At 36.0% G+C, this 15374-nt stretch carries 13 protein-coding genes and 1 tRNA gene; 3 read left to right on the forward strand and 11 right to left on the reverse strand.

Translation table 11 applies throughout. The features are described 5' to 3' along the window. Positions 1-543, reverse strand: a complete 543-nt coding sequence (locus ACXX8U_RS11920) for a YceD family protein (protein WP_210788074.1) — start codon at positions 541-543, stop codon at positions 1-3. Positions 544-645: 102 nt separating this feature from the next. Further along, positions 646-1689: a 4-hydroxythreonine-4-phosphate dehydrogenase PdxA gene (pdxA, locus tag ACXX8U_RS11925; protein WP_458566027.1), complete on the reverse strand. Its 1044-nt coding sequence runs from the start codon at positions 1687-1689 to the stop codon at positions 646-648. Positions 1690-1747: 58 nt separating this feature from the next. Here pdxA and ACXX8U_RS11930 point away from each other — a divergent pair, with 58 nt between their 5' ends. Continuing rightward, the gene (locus ACXX8U_RS11930; RefSeq protein ID WP_458566028.1) at positions 1748-2335 is read left to right on the forward strand and encodes a riboflavin synthase; all 588 of its coding nucleotides are present in this window, start codon (positions 1748-1750) and stop codon (positions 2333-2335) included. A gap of 22 nt (positions 2336-2357) precedes the next feature. Here the strand turns inward: ACXX8U_RS11930 and ACXX8U_RS11935 are convergent, their stop codons facing one another. The 3 genes from ACXX8U_RS11935 to mce all read right to left on the reverse strand — a co-directional run bounded on the left by ACXX8U_RS11935 (position 2358) and on the right by mce (position 3328). Continuing rightward, positions 2358-2567 (reverse strand): Fjoh_0651 family PID-CTERM protein, encoded by a 210-nt coding sequence (locus ACXX8U_RS11935; RefSeq protein ID WP_505307834.1) that lies wholly within the window; start codon positions 2565-2567, stop codon positions 2358-2360. A 146-nt stretch (positions 2568-2713) separates the two neighbouring features. After that, positions 2714-2787 (reverse strand) — tRNA-Ile (locus ACXX8U_RS11940). 139 nt (positions 2788-2926) lie between these two features. Next, the gene (mce, locus tag ACXX8U_RS11945; RefSeq protein ID WP_458566030.1) at positions 2927-3328 is read right to left on the reverse strand and encodes a methylmalonyl-CoA epimerase; all 402 of its coding nucleotides are present in this window, start codon (positions 3326-3328) and stop codon (positions 2927-2929) included. Positions 3329-3530: 202 nt separating this feature from the next. On the opposite strand from mce, the gene ACXX8U_RS11950 reads away from it, so the two are divergent. Beyond that, the gene (locus ACXX8U_RS11950; RefSeq protein ID WP_458566031.1) at positions 3531-5183 is read left to right on the forward strand and encodes an Ig-like domain-containing domain; all 1653 of its coding nucleotides are present in this window, start codon (positions 3531-3533) and stop codon (positions 5181-5183) included. Between the two features lie 7 nt (positions 5184-5190). Here ACXX8U_RS11950 and ACXX8U_RS11955 read toward each other — a convergent pair whose 3' ends face one another. From ACXX8U_RS11955 to ACXX8U_RS11970, 4 genes are all read right to left on the reverse strand, one after another. Continuing rightward, entirely contained in the window at positions 5191-5955 is a 765-nt protein-coding gene (locus ACXX8U_RS11955; protein WP_458566032.1) for an amidohydrolase, read from the reverse strand. A 267-nt stretch (positions 5956-6222) separates the two neighbouring features. Next, entirely contained in the window at positions 6223-6969 is a 747-nt protein-coding gene (locus ACXX8U_RS11960; RefSeq protein WP_458566033.1) for a succinate dehydrogenase/fumarate reductase iron-sulfur subunit, read from the reverse strand. Between the two features lie 69 nt (positions 6970-7038). Next, on the reverse strand, positions 7039-9039 hold the full coding sequence (locus ACXX8U_RS11965; protein ID WP_458566034.1) for a fumarate reductase/succinate dehydrogenase flavoprotein subunit: 2001 nt from the start codon (positions 9037-9039) through the stop codon (positions 7039-7041). Positions 9040-9052: 13 nt separating this feature from the next. Then, positions 9053-9718, reverse strand: a complete 666-nt coding sequence (locus tag ACXX8U_RS11970) for a succinate dehydrogenase cytochrome b subunit (protein WP_458566035.1) — start codon at positions 9716-9718, stop codon at positions 9053-9055. Between the two features lie 368 nt (positions 9719-10086). Between ACXX8U_RS11970 and ACXX8U_RS11975 the strand changes: the two genes are divergently transcribed. After that, positions 10087-11448, forward strand: coding sequence for a hydroxymethylglutaryl-CoA synthase family protein (locus tag ACXX8U_RS11975; RefSeq protein ID WP_458566036.1), 1362 nt, complete (start codon positions 10087-10089; stop codon positions 11446-11448). Positions 11449-11557: 109 nt separating this feature from the next. Here the strand turns inward: ACXX8U_RS11975 and ACXX8U_RS11980 are convergent, their stop codons facing one another. Next, the gene (locus tag ACXX8U_RS11980) at positions 11558-12025 is read right to left on the reverse strand and encodes a hypothetical protein (RefSeq protein ID WP_458566037.1); all 468 of its coding nucleotides are present in this window, start codon (positions 12023-12025) and stop codon (positions 11558-11560) included. Positions 12026-12447: 422 nt separating this feature from the next. After that, entirely contained in the window at positions 12448-15285 is a 2838-nt protein-coding gene (locus tag ACXX8U_RS11985) for a WD40/YVTN/BNR-like repeat-containing protein (RefSeq protein ID WP_458566038.1), read from the reverse strand. Positions 15286-15374 lie beyond the last annotated feature (89 nt).

Raw genomic sequence — 15374 nt, forward strand, 5'->3', positions numbered from 1 at the left:
TTATTTATCCGTTAATAGTTTCTTTAATTTGTCCCAACGTGGGTCAATATTTTCTTCTTCGTTGTATTCTTCTTTTTCTTCGTTTATGCTTAGCTCATTGAGCTTGGTCAAGGCTTCAGTATTTAAACTTCCATCTTTTATTCCTGGGTGCACACGTTTAAAGGGAACTGACAATACAATCATTTCATATATGTATTGTGCAATATTTACCTCAAATTCTCCGTGTGGCAAAATCAATAATTCTTCATTGTCGTTATTGAATTCTTCTCCAAAACGAACAATCAATTTCATTTTGCCTTTGATTGGCAAATCAAAATCTTCTCCTGTCAAATCGCAAGGAACGTTAACGGTTCCTTTATGTTTAAAATTCAACTCTAAAAGCGTGCTTTTCTTATCTAAAACCACATTTACTTTGATATCTGAATTTTGATATTCATCATAATCAAAGATTTCAAAGAACGCATTACTGATTTGATATTCAAAATGATGTTTCCCTAGCTTTAATCCTATAAAAGGTATTAAAAATTCTTTTGTGTTCTTCATTTCAACAGCAATTTGAGCCTTAACTGAGCTTTCAGTACGGGAGTGCAAAGATATAAATTTATTGCAAATCTAATAATGTTATTCACTTTTTTTTGTTGACAACTACTTTTCTTTTATTCTAAGTGGTTTTGCACTAATTTCTGCATACTGATTTCTAGAATGAAATATATCGATAGCCAAATATACAGCCTCTTTAAAAGAGTTATAGTCAGCAATGCCTTTACCTGCAATATCATAAGCCGTCCCGTGATCAGGTGAAGTTCTAATTTTATGTAAACCTGCAGTAAAATTAACTCCTTTACCAAACGATAAAGTTTTAAATGGAATTAGGCCTTGATCGTGATAAGTTGCAATGATCGCATCGTACTTTTCATATTGATTACTCCCAAAAAAACCATCTGCTGGGAATGGTCCAAAAACTAATGTTCCTTTGTCAAACAATTTGCGTAGCGCAGGTTTTAAAATAGCATCGTCTTCGTTACCTATCACACCTCCATCTCCACAATGCGGATTCAACCCTAAGACTGCTATTTTTGGTTTATTGATACTAAAATCCTGAATCAATGTTCGTTTAATAGTTTCAATTTTTTTTACAATTAATTCCTCTGTCAAATGCGCCGCAACTTCACTCAATGGTATATGATCAGTGAGTAAACCCACTCGCAAATTATCTTGCACCATCAACATTAAGGCGTCACCTTCAAACTCTTGATTCAAATAATCGGTATGACCCGGAAATTGAAATGCTTCCGATTGTATGTTGTATTTATTTATCGGCGCAGTTACCATAACATCAATAGCACCCTCTTTTAAAGCTTCAGTAGCCGCTATAAAGGATTTTATGGCATATTCACCTGCTTTCTCATCGGACTGACCTAAACGAACATCTACCCCTTCCTTCCAAACATTGAGCACATTAATTTTTCCAGGAATTGCTTGATCTAACTTATCGATACCGTGCAAAGTAGTAGTTGATTGAAATGATTTTTTAACAAATGATAACAACTTCACATTAGCAAAAATAATTGGCGTGCACAACTCCAACATACGAGCATCTTCGAATGTTTTTAACACCACCTCGCTTCCAATACCGTTTAAATCTCCAATAGAAATTCCTACCAATATATTTTCTGCTTTTTTCACCATGACTTACCGTTATTTATTGCTAATTTTGAAGGACAAATTTAGTAAATTAAAATAAGAAATGTTTACAGGAATCATAGAAACACTTGGAACCATCCAAGAAATAGAAAAAGAAAACTCAAACGTACACATCACTATTGAAGCCGCTATAACGAACGAACTAAAAATCGACCAAAGTGTTGCTCATAATGGCGTTTGTTTGACCGTAGTTGCTATTAACGACAATAGTTACACGGTTACCGCAATTGATGAAACGTTACAGAAAACTAATTTATCCACCTGGACCATAGGTGACTTAGTTAATCTGGAGCGCGCTATGAAATTAGGAGATCGTCTTGATGGCCATATTGTACAAGGGCACGTTGATCAAGTTGGAACTTGTATAGAGGCAGAAGAAACGAATGGTAGCTGGAAATACAGCTTTGAATACGACCCTACATTGAATAATCTAACTATAGAAAAAGGATCAATTACTGTAAACGGAGTGAGTTTAACCGTTGTAAACTCGAAAAGAAATCAGTTTAGCGTTGCCATTATTCCGTATACCTATGAGCACACCAATTTTAAAAGTTTTGAAATTGGAACTAAAGTAAACCTAGAGTTTGATGTAATTGGCAAATATGTTGCTCGCTTACACCAGGCAAATTAAAAAAACAAAACCCTTTAGGAGACTAAAGGGTTTTGTTTTTTCTATGATGATATAAAATATACATTCCAAAAAATACGGCAATTAAAGCTATATAATCCAAATACTGGCTCACAGATAAAACTGGCTCGGGCTCACCAGGTGGCGGAGGAGGAATCAAAGGCTGCGCAACAGCAGCACTAAAACTTGCTACTATTAAAATTAAAAAATAAAATTTATTTACCTTACCTTCCATAATGCCCAAAAATAACAATTTTTACGATAAAAAAAAATCTATTAAGTTTTTAATACTCTTTTTTTAATCGTTCCACCTCATTTACGAAGAATACCTCTGTTTGGTTTAAAAAAAAACCTCCAAATTAAATTTGGAGGTTTTTACAGTGGTCCCACCTGGGCTCGAACCAGGGACCACCTGATTATGAGTCAGGTGCTCTAACCAGCTGAGCTATAGGACCGGTTTAGAGCTTGCAATATTACCATTATTTTTCATTTGCTCCAAATATTTTTGCGCTTGTTTTTAATAATAAACAATAACACAAACACAAGTATTTAAAACTACTTGACTACTAGCAAGCTAGTAGTCTTACATTTTAATTATTTTATTTCTTGACATAATTCAATTAGTACACCGTTGGTGCTTTTGGGATGTAAAAAAGCTACCCATTTATTATCAGCTCCCTTTTTAGGAGTTTCATTCAACACCACAAAACCCTCGTTTTTTAATCGGGAAATCTCAGCAACAATATCTTCCACATCAAAGGCAATGTGATGAATACCTTCACCTTTTTTCTCAATAAATTTTGCAATGGGACTATCCGCATGCGTAGCCGCTAATAATTCAATTTTGTTTGGTCCGCTTTGAAAGAATGAAGTTGTAACACCTTCACTTAACACCTCTTCAAATTTGTAGGCTGGGGCCCCAAATAATTTTTCAAAAACTAAGTTGGAAACCTCTAAATCCTTAACTGCAATACCTATATGTTCAATTTTTCTCATGATTAATTTTTACTAATTAGAATGAAAGAAACACTTACCTATACAAGGCGTGCTACTGGCGACAAATTTAGGGAATGTGTACCCATTTTTTTTAGTGATTTTTATAAATCTCAATTGTAAACTATAAGCTCACAATAATTGTATAAAAATTTCGGTTGCAAGAATTATAATTGTTATTTTGTATTTTAAAATTCGAGCAAACATGTTTAAAATCAATTGGAGGTATATTAGTCTTTTATCACTTTTTATAATCATTGGATGCGCCAAACGCGGCTCCATAACTGGTGGGCTAAAAGACACTATTGCTCCCGTACTAAAAGTAAGTTTTCCTGAAAATTTTAAAACTGAATTTAAAGGAAATGAAATCAAATTGGTGTTTGACGAAAATATCAAATTGAAAAACCTTTCAAAACAGTTGATCGTGTCTCCGCCAATGAAAAACGACCCGCTAATTTTGCCCACAACGGCTAGTAAAACCATTACAATTAAAATTAAAGATACGTTACAACCCAATACAACTTATAGCTTTAATTTCGGGCAAAGTATAGCCGATAATAACGAAGGAAATCCGTTGAATCAGTTCAAATATGTTTTTTCTACTGGCTCATATATTGATTCTTTACAATTGAGCGGCATCGTAAAAAGCGCAATTGACAAAAAAGTAGAACCATTTGTATCAGTAATGCTTTATGATGCAAATGAAAAATACACAGACTCCATCGTGTATAAAGAAGCCCCACGCTACGTAACCAATACTCTTGACAGTTTAAAAAGTTTTAAATTCGAAAACTTAAAAGCAGGAAAATACCTTTTGGTTGCTGTTAAAGACGCAAATAGCAATAATAAATACAATCCAAAAACAGACAAAATTGGCTTCATCAACAAATTTATAACTGTACCTAACGACACCTTGTATGAATTAGAAATATTCAAAGAAGCACTTCCGTTTAAAAGTTTTAAACCTGTTCAAGCCTCTGGCAATCGTTTATTGTTGGGACATGAAGGGAAGATTAAATCGAAAAAAGATTTACCGATGCTTACTTTAAGAAACAACAGCGTAGCTCTTGAAAGCATGGTGACTAAATTCCCCAAAAAAGATTCGCTACAAATTTGGTACAAACCATTAAAAGCAGATTCCTTACAACTAGCTGTGACCAAAGGCACGTATAAAGCAAATTTCAGTTTTAAAATAAAAGATCAAAAGAAGGACACCCTACGACTGTCACCATTACAAACGAACGATTTAAAATTCAGAGAACGCTTTGGATTTGAAAGCAACACGCCTTTAACCACAGTGAACGGCAGTAAAATTAGCATCATTAACAAATCCCGTACAATAGTTCCCTTTACAAGTTATTACGATGAATTTGAGCAAAAATTATTTCTAGATTTCAAAAAGGAAGAACAAGAAAACTACACTATATCCTTACTTCCGAATGCGGTAACTGATTATTTTGACCAAAAAAATGACTCTTTAAGTTTTAAGATAACGACTCGTTCTGCAGCTGATTACGGAAATCTTATTGTTCAATTACAAAATGCAAAATCATATCCGGTACTTATTGAACTTACAAACGAAAAAGGAGAAGTGCTAGCCACAGAATACACAACTGAGGCCAATACGATTAACTTCAACCTTCTAGAACCAGCACTATACTCTTTACGCGCCATATACGATACCAACGCAAATAAAGAATGGGACTCAGGTTCCTTTTTAGAAAAACGACAAGCAGAAGAGGTAATCTACCTATCAAAAATAATTGAAATCAGAACAAATTGGGATGTTAACCAAACCTTTGATTTAAGCTTACCCTACATTCCTGAACCAAAAAAAGAAATAAAGAAAAAGAAATAAATTTGCTTTAAAGCAAATGAAAAGCGTCTTGATCATTCAAGAAGTTGAGTTTTTGACGAGTTTCCAATAAGGCATCTTTATCCAAAATCGTTGTAAAAACACCCTCAGCCTCATTCGAGGCCACTAATGTGTGACCAAGAAAATCGATTGCTTGTGAGTGCCCGATGTATTCGTAACCATTTGCATCTGTGCCAATACGGTTTACTCCAATAGCGTAACACATATTTTCAACAGCACGTGCTTGGAGCAAAATATCCCAAGCATTGGTTCTTGTTTTGGGCCAACTTGCCACATACAACAGCAAATCATAATTGACATTGTTTCGTGAGAAAATAGGAAATCTGAGATCGTAGCAAATAAAAGGACAAATTCTCCAACCCATGTACTCTACAACCACTTTATCAGTTCCAGCAGTATATACCTCGTGCTCTCCAGACAGGGTAAATAAATGCTTTTTATCATACGATTGAATTACACCTGACGGATATACAAACACCAAACGGTTATAATATTGATCGCCCTCTGTAATAACCAAGCTTCCTGTGATGGCACAATTTCGGCTTTGCGCCAAAAGTTGCAACCATTGAATCGTTTCTCCCTGCATGCTTTCGGCAACGGCTTGCGGATTCATAGTAAATCCCGAGGTAAACATTTCAGGCAGTACAATTAAGTTGGTTTCTACTGGTACAGCTGCTATTGCATCTGTAAAATAGTCACGATTGGCTTGTGGGTTCTCCCAAACTAGGGGCGATTGAATAAAGCTTACTTGCATTGGTTTTTGTTTTGGCTAAAGATAAAAAAAAAGGATTTATTTGAAAGATGACAGGTTTATCTTTTAAAGATGATTTCTTAGTAAAAAGCTTATTTTGGGTGAGGGATAGCAGCGAAAATCCTTTTATGAAATGCAATGAAGTAAAAGATTGTAGCGAATAGCCCGACCGAGTTGAGGCTTTTTTTGCCGAAACAAGGGCACCTCGTAAAAACAAAAAACGCATTCGAGTTATTCGAATGCGTTTTTTAAACTATTATTGGGGATAAATTATCCTTTTAAACTAGCAGATAAGTATTCTCTGTTCATACGAGCGATGTTCTCTAGAGAAATTCCTTTTGGACACTCTACTTCACACGCACCAGTATTGGTACAGTTACCAAAACCTTCGGCATCCATTTGTGCAACCATGTTCAATACACGATCAGCAGCCTCAACTTTACCTTGTGGCAACAAAGCATATTGAGATACTTTAGCAGACACGAACAACATTGCCGATGAGTTTTTACAACTTGCAACACAAGCTCCACAACCAATACAAGTTGCAGCATCAAAAGCCCTGTCAGCATCGTGTTTAGGAATCAAAATTGCATTAGCATCTGTTGGTTTACCTGAAGTATTTACTGAAACGAAACCACCTGCGTGTTGAATTCTGTCAAAAGCACTTCTGTCAACAACTAAATCTTTGATTACTGGAAAAGCTTTCGCTCTAAAAGGCTCGATAAAAATGGTATCACCGTCTTTGAACATTCTCATGTGCAATTGACAAGTTGGTACACGTCTGTCTGGACCGTGAGCTTCACCGTTGATATACAAAGAGCAAGAACCACAAATTCCTTCACGACAATCGTGGTCAAAAGATACTGGTAATTCTCCTTTGTTGATTAAACCTTCGTTTAAAACGTCAAGCATTTCAAGGAAAGACATGTCCTCTTCGATACCATCTAACGGATACTCAACAATTTTACCTTCTGCTTTGGCGTTGGCTTGACGCCATATTTTTAATGTAAGTTTCATATTTTCTTTCGTTTGAAAGTCAGAGAGCTAAAGTGGATTTCAAACCATTTTTAACTCTAGGACAGATTCCTATTTATAACTACGCGTTACTAGTTTAACATTTTCGTACACTAGCGGCTCTTTGTGTAAGATAGCTTCACTAGGCTTTCCAACATACTCCCAAGCGGCAACGTAAGCGAAATTTTCATCATCACGTTGTGCTTCACCATCTTCCGATTGGTATTCTTCACGGAAGTGACCTCCACAAGATTCGTTACGGTGCAATGCATCTTTAGCGAAAAGCTCTCCTAATTCAAGGAAATCAGCAACACGACCAGCTTTATCAAGCTCTTGGTTAAAACTGTATGCATCTCCAGGAACTTTTACATCTCTGTAAAACTCTTCTCTTAAAGCTGCAATTTCTTCAATAGCTTCAGTCAAACCTTTTGCGTTACGCGCCATACCTACTTTGTTCCACATGATTTTTCCTAATTTCTTATGGAAATAATCTACAGAATGTGTACCGTTGTTATTGATAAATTTATCAATACGCGCTTTTACGTTTTTCTCAGCTTCTTCAAACTCTGGTAAATCAGTTGGAATTTTACCCGTTTTAATGTCTGGTGCTAAGTAATCACCAATTGTGTATGGTAATACAAAGTATCCATCAGCCAAACCTTGCATTAAAGCAGAAGCTCCAAGACGGTTAGCTCCATGGTCAGAGAAGTTAGCTTCTCCAATACTGAAACATCCCGGAATTGTAGTTTGTAAGTTATAATCAACCCAAATACCACCCATAGTATAGTGTACTGCTGGGTAAATCATCATTGGAGTTGTGTACGGATCCTCGTCAACGATTTTCTCATACATTTGGAATAAGTTTCCGTATTTATTAGCTACGATAGCAGCTCCTAATTTTGTTACCAACGCTTTGTCATTAGCATCAAGACCTTTAACATAAGCTTGTTCTTTTCCGTAACGCTCGATTGCTGCAGCAAAATCTAAGTAAACTGCCTCACCTGTTTTGTTCACACCAAAACCAGCATCACATCTTTCTTTAGCAGCACGCGAAGCGATATCTCTAGGTACTAAGTTACCAAACGCAGGGTAACGACGCTCTAAGTAGTAATCTCTATCTTCTTCAGCGATTTGTGTTGGTTTCAATTTCCCTTCACGAATAGCTTGTGCATCCTCTAATTTTGCAGGTACCCAAATACGTCCGTCGTTACGTAATGACTCAGACATCAAAGTCAATTTAGACTGGTGATCTCCAGAAACTGGGATACAAGTTGGGTGAATTTGTGTGTAGCAAGGGTTAGCAAAGAAAGCTCCTTTTTTGTGTACTTTCCATGCTGCAGTAGCGTTACTTCCCATAGCGTAAGTTGACAAGAAAAACACGTTTCCGTATCCTCCAGAAGCAATTACAACTGCGTGTGCAGAGTGACGCTCCAGCCCTCCTGTAACCAAGTTACGAGCAATAATTCCTCTTGCTTTTCCGTCAACAAGAACTAAATCTTGCATTTCGTGACGTGTGTATGATTTAATCTTACCACGACCAATTTGACGGTTCATTGCAGAATATGCTCCTAATAATAACTGCTGTCCTGTTTGTCCTTTTGCGTAAAAAGTTCTAGCCACCAACGTTCCTCCAAAAGAACGGTTGTCTAGCAAACCACCGTACTCACGAGCCAAAGGCACACCTTGCATTACACATTGGTCAATGATGTTTACAGAAACTTCTGCAAGTCTGTGAACGTTTGCCTCTCTAGAGCGGTAATCTCCTCCTTTTACCGTGTCATAAAACAAACGGAAAGTTGAGTCACCATCACCTTGATAGTTTTTTGCAGCGTTGATACCTCCTTGTGCAGCGATAGAGTGCGCACGACGTGGTGAATCTTGAAAGCAAAAAGTTTTAACGTTATATCCTAATTCAGCTAAAGTTGCAGCAGCAGATCCTCCCGCAAGTCCAGTACCTACAACAATAATATCAATATTACGTTTGTTCGCTGGGTTAACTAAATTGATGTGATTTTTATAATTTGTCCATTTGTCCGCTATTGGACCATTTGGTATTTTTGAATCTAAAGCCATTTATAATTTAATATTAATGATTAAAATGATGAAATAATGCAATGAAAATAAAGCCGAAAGGAACTACAATTGCAAACGCATATCCCAATTTATGTAATGCTCTTGAGTATTTGTTGTTAAATCCAACTGATTGGAACGAAGAATTGAAACCGTGCCATAAGTGCAACGACAACAACACAAAAGAAACACAGTAAATGGCTGTACGAATAGGGTCTACAAATTTGTGTTGCAATTCACCAAAATAACGAGTTTCGTCAAGCGGCTGAAAATCAACATACTTGTATACCATTTCTGGAACCCAAAAATCGTAAAAATGCAACAAAATGAACGCTAAAACTACCAAACCTGAAACGATCATGTTTCTTGATGCCCACGATGAACTAGCCGCACCGTTATTTTTTACATACTTGATAGGTCTTGCACTTTTGTTCTGAAAGTCTAAAACGATACCCATAATAAAGTGAAAAATAACACCAACAATAAGAATTGGCTGAATTACAAACTGTACCAATGGATTATTTCCCATAAAATGAGAAATAGAGTTAAAAGTATCAGGACTAAAAACCGAGGTACTGTTTATAAAAAAATGTTGTGCTAAAAATAAAATTAAGAAAAGTCCAGAAAGCGCCATAGCGACTTTTTTTGCTATCGATGACTTTAATAATGCAGATTTTGCCATAAGATTTAGTGTGAATTAATTTAAAAAATCATACAAAAATAGGGCAATTGAAAAAGAACTACAACCTTTTCGCTATAATTTATAATGATTTTAAAGTGTTAAGCCAGATTCTCGTTTAATTTCCTATAAACCAATACTTAAGACCCTAATATCGTGTTTATTAGTTGAACAAAAGTCAAAAAATACTAAAGTCTGACTTTTTCCAAATTGATGCTATCCTCATTAAAAATCACATTAATTATGATATCTATAATTTTACTTTAGAATCGAATTTAAATCCGTAAAAATTTGGCATATTATCGTTTTTGTTTTTGTAAAAAGAAGTTGCTACCAAGCTAATTTTTAATTTTATATCCAAAAAAAACACAATGAAAATAGGAATAGACGCACTCGCTTTTGACGTAGCAAAAATTCATTTACCGATAGCGGTACTTGCAAAAGCCCGAAATATTGATCCTGAAAAACTAGAAAAAGGTTTGGGACTTCTTAAAATGACCTTGCCTGACACCCATCAAGACACCGTGGTTTTTGGCGCCAATGCTTTGACAAAATTAATCGAGGAACAAAAACTCGACTTAAATGAAATTGCTCGCATTTACGTAGGAACAGAGAGCAGTATTGACAGTTCAAAACCTATTGCTTCATTTTTGGTTGCCTTGATGGAGCAAAAATTTGGAGAAAACACTCTTGAACATTGTGACGCAGTTGACTTCACTTTTGCTTGTATTGGCGGCGTAGATGCTATGCAAAATTGTATTGATTTTGTAACATTAAACCCTAGCAAAAAAGCCATTGTAGTGACTACCGATTTTGCTAAATACGACCTCAACTCGACTGGCGAATACACTCAAGGCGCAGGAGCAGTAGCTATTTTGATTACTGCTAACCCAAGAATTATGAGTATTGAAAATAATTGGGGCGTGAGTACCAAAGGTGTTTTTGATTTTTTTAAACCCTACAGAACAGTAACTAAAGAAGCCATAACAAACAATACCAATAATGAGGTTTGGTTTGATAACTTAGAAAGCGAAATTGAAATCCATAAAGATCAACCGGTTTTTGACGGGCAATATTCCAATCAATGCTACATGGATCGCACACGCAGTGCTTATTTTGCTTTCAAAAAATTAAAAAACAGCTCCGAAACTATTTACAACTCTTGGAAAAGTATTGTGATGCATTTGCCGTATGCTTTTCAAGGCCGAAGAATGTTATCTGAAATTTACGCTCTAGATGAGGGAACTACTTATCTTTCTGGTTTCGAAGATGCGACAGAATACCAGAATAAACTCAAGGAAGTTAGCAAATCAGAAACCTACAAAACCTTTGTGACTGAGAAATTACAGCCTGCTGAAATTGCTTCCTCATTAATTGGAAACCTATATACTGGCTCTATATTCATGGGACTACTATCAACCTTAGCGCATTTTTTAGGCACAAACGAAGAAATTACCAATGAAAAAATGGGCTTTCTGGCCTATGGAAGCGGCTCAAAATCAAAAGTTTTTGAAGGAACAATTGAAGATCAGTGGAAAGAAGCACTACAAGCTGTTGCCTTATTTGAAACACTCAAAAAGAGTTTTGAAATTGATTTTGAAACCTACGAAAAACTACATAAAAAAGAACAACACCTAAGCGTACAAACCCCAAAAAACGAATGGGTTTTAGATCGTATTGAGAGCGAAAACCCTAACCTATTGGGAGCTCGTTATTACAAATGGGTGGAGTAATAAAAGCTATAAGATATTGAATTTTCAATACCAGTTAATTATAAAAAAGGCTATCTTCAATTTTTGAAGACAGCCTTTTTTTACAACCTAAATCTTGTATTTTATATTTTTAATTACAATTCCCACCGCAATCTTGTGCATTTTGAAAATCCTCGGGGGTTATGGTGTAAACTTCTGTTTGCTCGTCATTAAACTCTGACCTAAAAATATTTCTAGATTCTGTGCATCCTTCCACTCCAGTAGGAGTAAATTTACAGCTGGAATAAAGTGTTTTTTTACTTAGATTAAAAACAAACTCAATTTTAGTTAAAAAAATATTTCTATCTCTAGTTATTACCTCTGCCATATCCACAAAATCAGGTGCTGGATAAGTAACATATCTTTTTACTCTGATTTTTTCATTATTAGGAAGAACAACTTTTTTTGACAAATCTCTTAAGCCATCGGGACCATAAGGTACAATCACCACTGTAACACCCGAATTATTAAAAATAGAATAATCATAGTTTTTACTATCTTCAACTACACAACACCAAAAACAAAATGGTATTAGTATCCAAATAATTAATTTTTTCATGATATAGTTTTGTTAAATTAGTCTTGCCAGTTATTAAATAATTCGTCTAAGTAAGTTTCTGTTGGGTTATCGTATGTGTTCTTGATATTGTCAGAACAACTAACAATAAAATTGATAGGTATTTTTTTATTCATTTAGTTTTGGTTTACAAGGTTAATTCTTACGAAGATATACAAATTAATGTTCAGAATTACCTTTCGAAATAAATTAACAATAAAATAATAACAGAGCAAGAAAAATGGGAACTACAGTTCATCATGCTTTTCAAAACGACGGCTTCGGTGTTTACTTTTCGTTACTGTACATAAAAGAAAAGTCCACACAATTCAAGTTAAATTAAAACTGAAATCCTTAAAAATAACAAGCAAAAAAAAGCACGATTTCTAATAGAATCGTGCTTTTTGTATTAGTGCTAAAGTGATTTATTTGGATTCATAAACCTCAAGATTTACAACTTCTTTGTCTTTTCCTTTTTGGATGCTCACTTTATTAACCGAAGGTTGCAAATAGTATTTTCCTGTTTTGGCAGGTTCCCATTTTAGTTTTTTGTCCTTAGCCAACGCTTTTTCGGCAATTGCTTTCGGTACAGCTAAATCATAAACGTACCTATTCAATCCTTTTTTGGCAGCAACTTTTTGCGAAAGCAACACTTCCTTGTTTGGGTTTTCTATTTGTACTACAACCTCTGAATCAGAGTTAGAATAGAACCAAATCTCAGCTTTAGGATCAGTAGGTTTTGACCACACACTCCAGCTATTGCCCCATTCTCTTGATTTTCTTATCTTTTTTGGCTCCAAAACATGGATGTTTTTTGCTAATACTTCATCTGTTAATTGACCAACAGCATCTACATTTACTTTGTAAATAGAACGACCGTGTGTACCCACAACCAAGTCTTTTACTTTCTTTTGAATCACTAAATCATGTACTGCCACCGCTGGCATTCCGTTTGAAAAATCATCCCAGTTTTTGCCACGATTTAAAGATACATACAATCCATTGTCAGTTCCTAAATACAATACGTTTTCGTTTGTCGAGTCTTCTGCAATAGCATTTACGGGACTAGTAGGAATGTTGCTAGCAATACTCGTCCAATTTTGACCATAATCATCAGACACATAAACATAAGTAGTAAAATCATCATTACGATAGCCGTTTAAGGTAGCATAAACACGTTCTTTTTTATGAGTGGACGCTACAACGCGAGTTACCCATAAGTTTTGAGGTAAGTTGGCTGAAATTTTTGTCCAATTGACACCGCCATCTTTTGAAACATGAATCAAGCCATCATCACTACCCGTGTACAATAAACCAAACTGCAATGCACTTTCGCTAATACTAGCCAGCGTTCCGTAGGCTACATTTCCTTCTTTAAAACCTTGCGTTAAGTCAGGTGAAATCGCAGTCCAAGTTTGTCCTTGATTCATAGAACGGTGCAAAAAGTTCGACCCCATGTACAAGATATCTTGGTTGTGAGACGAAAGCAAAATTGGTGTTTGCCAGTTAAAACGGAATGGTTTCTCGTCCTTTTTTGGCTTTGGCGAAACATATTCTCTTTTGCCAGTAGCGCGATCGATACGGTAGTAATTTCCAAATTGGAAACCCGTAAAAACAATATTCGGATTGCGTTTGTCTATTTGAACTTGCATTCCATCGCCACCCATTAAACTTTCATAAGGATACTTTCCGGTTTGTAACCACTCCGAAGAAAAAGTATAATTGCTAGGTCCTACCCAAACCCCATTGTCTTGCATACCGCCATAAATGTTGTAAGGCTCTTGCTCATCAACATTTACCGCATAAAACTGACTCACGCCATGCGAGTTTCCTTTGAACCAATGTGCACCATCGTCATAAGAAATATTCAATCCACCATCATTTCCGTTGATTAAATGACCTGGTTTAGCAGGATTTACCCAAACTACGTGATGATCAGAATGTACATTTTCTTCGCTAATACTCGTAAAGGTTTTACCACCATCGTCTGATTTGATTACCGGAACTCCAGACAAGTAAATTTTATTTGAATTAGAAGGATCTACCGATATTGCGGCAAAATAATAACCGTAAGACGAAAATAAATCATCAATAAAGTTCTGATTTGTTTTTGTCCACGTTGTTCCTCCGTTAGTTGATTTGTAAACTTCGGCACCTATTACTTCGGCATCAGCCAAACTATTGATAGATGCTAGAACTACTTTTCCAGCTTCACTAGGCTGCACGTATCCATTTTCAACCCAATGTTTGATGTTTTCAGCTCTATATTTTTCAGTTAATCCGTAATTTTTCAAAATCGAATTCAAACTTTTGTTGGGTAATTTCAAAAATTCATCGCCAGGCAGTGAAAAAGCTGCTGGCAAGGCCGTACTTTTTTTACTATCCAAAGGCCGTTTATACTGATTGTCAAGAACCGCATACACAGTGGCATCATCATATACTGCTAGCCCAATTCTACCCACACCTTCGCCCGTAGGGAAACCGCTGTTTGCTGCAGAATATAATTTCCAAGTTGCTCCCGCATCTTCACTTTTGTAAATTCCAGATGCTGCACCGCTACCTACAAAATCCCATGCTTTTCTGTCTTTAGTCCAAGCCGCTGCGTATTGTATTTTAAAGTTCTTTGGCGAAACAGCCACATCAATAATTCCCGTCTGATCGTTCACAAAAAGGGTTTTACTCCAAGTTTTACCACCATCAGTAGTTTTATAAATACCGCGTTCTTCATTTTTTGTGTACAAATGACCTACGACTCCAACCACAACTTCGTTCGGATTCGCTGGGTTGATAACGATACGGCTAATGTGGTGACTATCGGTTAATCCCAAATTCTTCCAAGTTTTTCCTTTGTCATCAGAACGCAAAATTCCGATTCCCGCATACGAGGAACGCGACGAATTCACTTCTCCAGTTCCTACCCAAATCGTTCCGTTTTTCCAGTCAATAGCAATATCACCTACATTTTGCGTAGGCGCACTATCCATAACCGGCACAAAACTCATTCCGTTATTATTGCTATACCACAAACCTCCTGAAGCATAACCTACATAAAATTCGGTAGGGTTTTCAGGATTTACATCTACATCAACTACACGCCCGCTCATAACGGTTGGACCTACATTTTGTAAATTTAGACTCTGAAAAAGCGATTGTTCTTGCAGTTGTTTCTTAGCCACTAAACTGTTTTGAACCGCCTCAGCAGAGACCTGCGCAGAGGCTACAGTTTGTACAATAAACGCGGTTAGGAGTATTCTTTTTTTCATAGGATTGATTTTTGATGCCGAAATTTAAGGATAAATACACGTACCAAAAAATTTTATACTCTAATTAACACCCGTTTCTATCAAAGTTA

Source organism: Flavobacterium sp. GNP001 (assembly GCF_054343775.1).

Excerpts from the sequence above, each read along its gene's own strand:
- ACXX8U_RS11920 (WP_210788074.1), bottom strand. The coding sequence starts at position 543 with ATGAAGAACACAAAAGAATTTTTAATACCTTTTATAGGATTAAAGCTA.
- pdxA (WP_458566027.1), bottom strand. The coding sequence starts at position 1,689 with ATGGTGAAAAAAGCAGAAAATATATTGGTAGGAATTTCTATTGGAGAT.
- ACXX8U_RS11930 (WP_458566028.1), top strand. The coding sequence starts at position 1,748 with ATGTTTACAGGAATCATAGAAACACTTGGAACCATCCAAGAAATAGAA.
- ACXX8U_RS11935 (WP_505307834.1), bottom strand. The coding sequence starts at position 2,567 with ATGGAAGGTAAGGTAAATAAATTTTATTTTTTAATTTTAATAGTAGCA.
- mce (WP_458566030.1), bottom strand. The coding sequence starts at position 3,328 with ATGAGAAAAATTGAACATATAGGTATTGCAGTTAAGGATTTAGAGGTT.
- ACXX8U_RS11950 (WP_458566031.1), top strand. The coding sequence starts at position 3,531 with ATGTTTAAAATCAATTGGAGGTATATTAGTCTTTTATCACTTTTTATA.
- ACXX8U_RS11955 (WP_458566032.1), bottom strand. The coding sequence starts at position 5,955 with ATGCAAGTAAGCTTTATTCAATCGCCCCTAGTTTGGGAGAACCCACAA.
- ACXX8U_RS11960 (WP_458566033.1), bottom strand. The coding sequence starts at position 6,969 with ATGAAACTTACATTAAAAATATGGCGTCAAGCCAACGCCAAAGCAGAA.
- ACXX8U_RS11965 (WP_458566034.1), bottom strand. The coding sequence starts at position 9,039 with ATGGCTTTAGATTCAAAAATACCAAATGGTCCAATAGCGGACAAATGG.
- ACXX8U_RS11970 (WP_458566035.1), bottom strand. The coding sequence starts at position 9,718 with ATGGCAAAATCTGCATTATTAAAGTCATCGATAGCAAAAAAAGTCGCT.
- ACXX8U_RS11975 (WP_458566036.1), top strand. The coding sequence starts at position 10,087 with ATGAAAATAGGAATAGACGCACTCGCTTTTGACGTAGCAAAAATTCAT.
- ACXX8U_RS11980 (WP_458566037.1), bottom strand. The coding sequence starts at position 12,025 with ATGAAAAAATTAATTATTTGGATACTAATACCATTTTGTTTTTGGTGT.
- ACXX8U_RS11985 (WP_458566038.1), bottom strand. The coding sequence starts at position 15,285 with ATGAAAAAAAGAATACTCCTAACCGCGTTTATTGTACAAACTGTAGCC.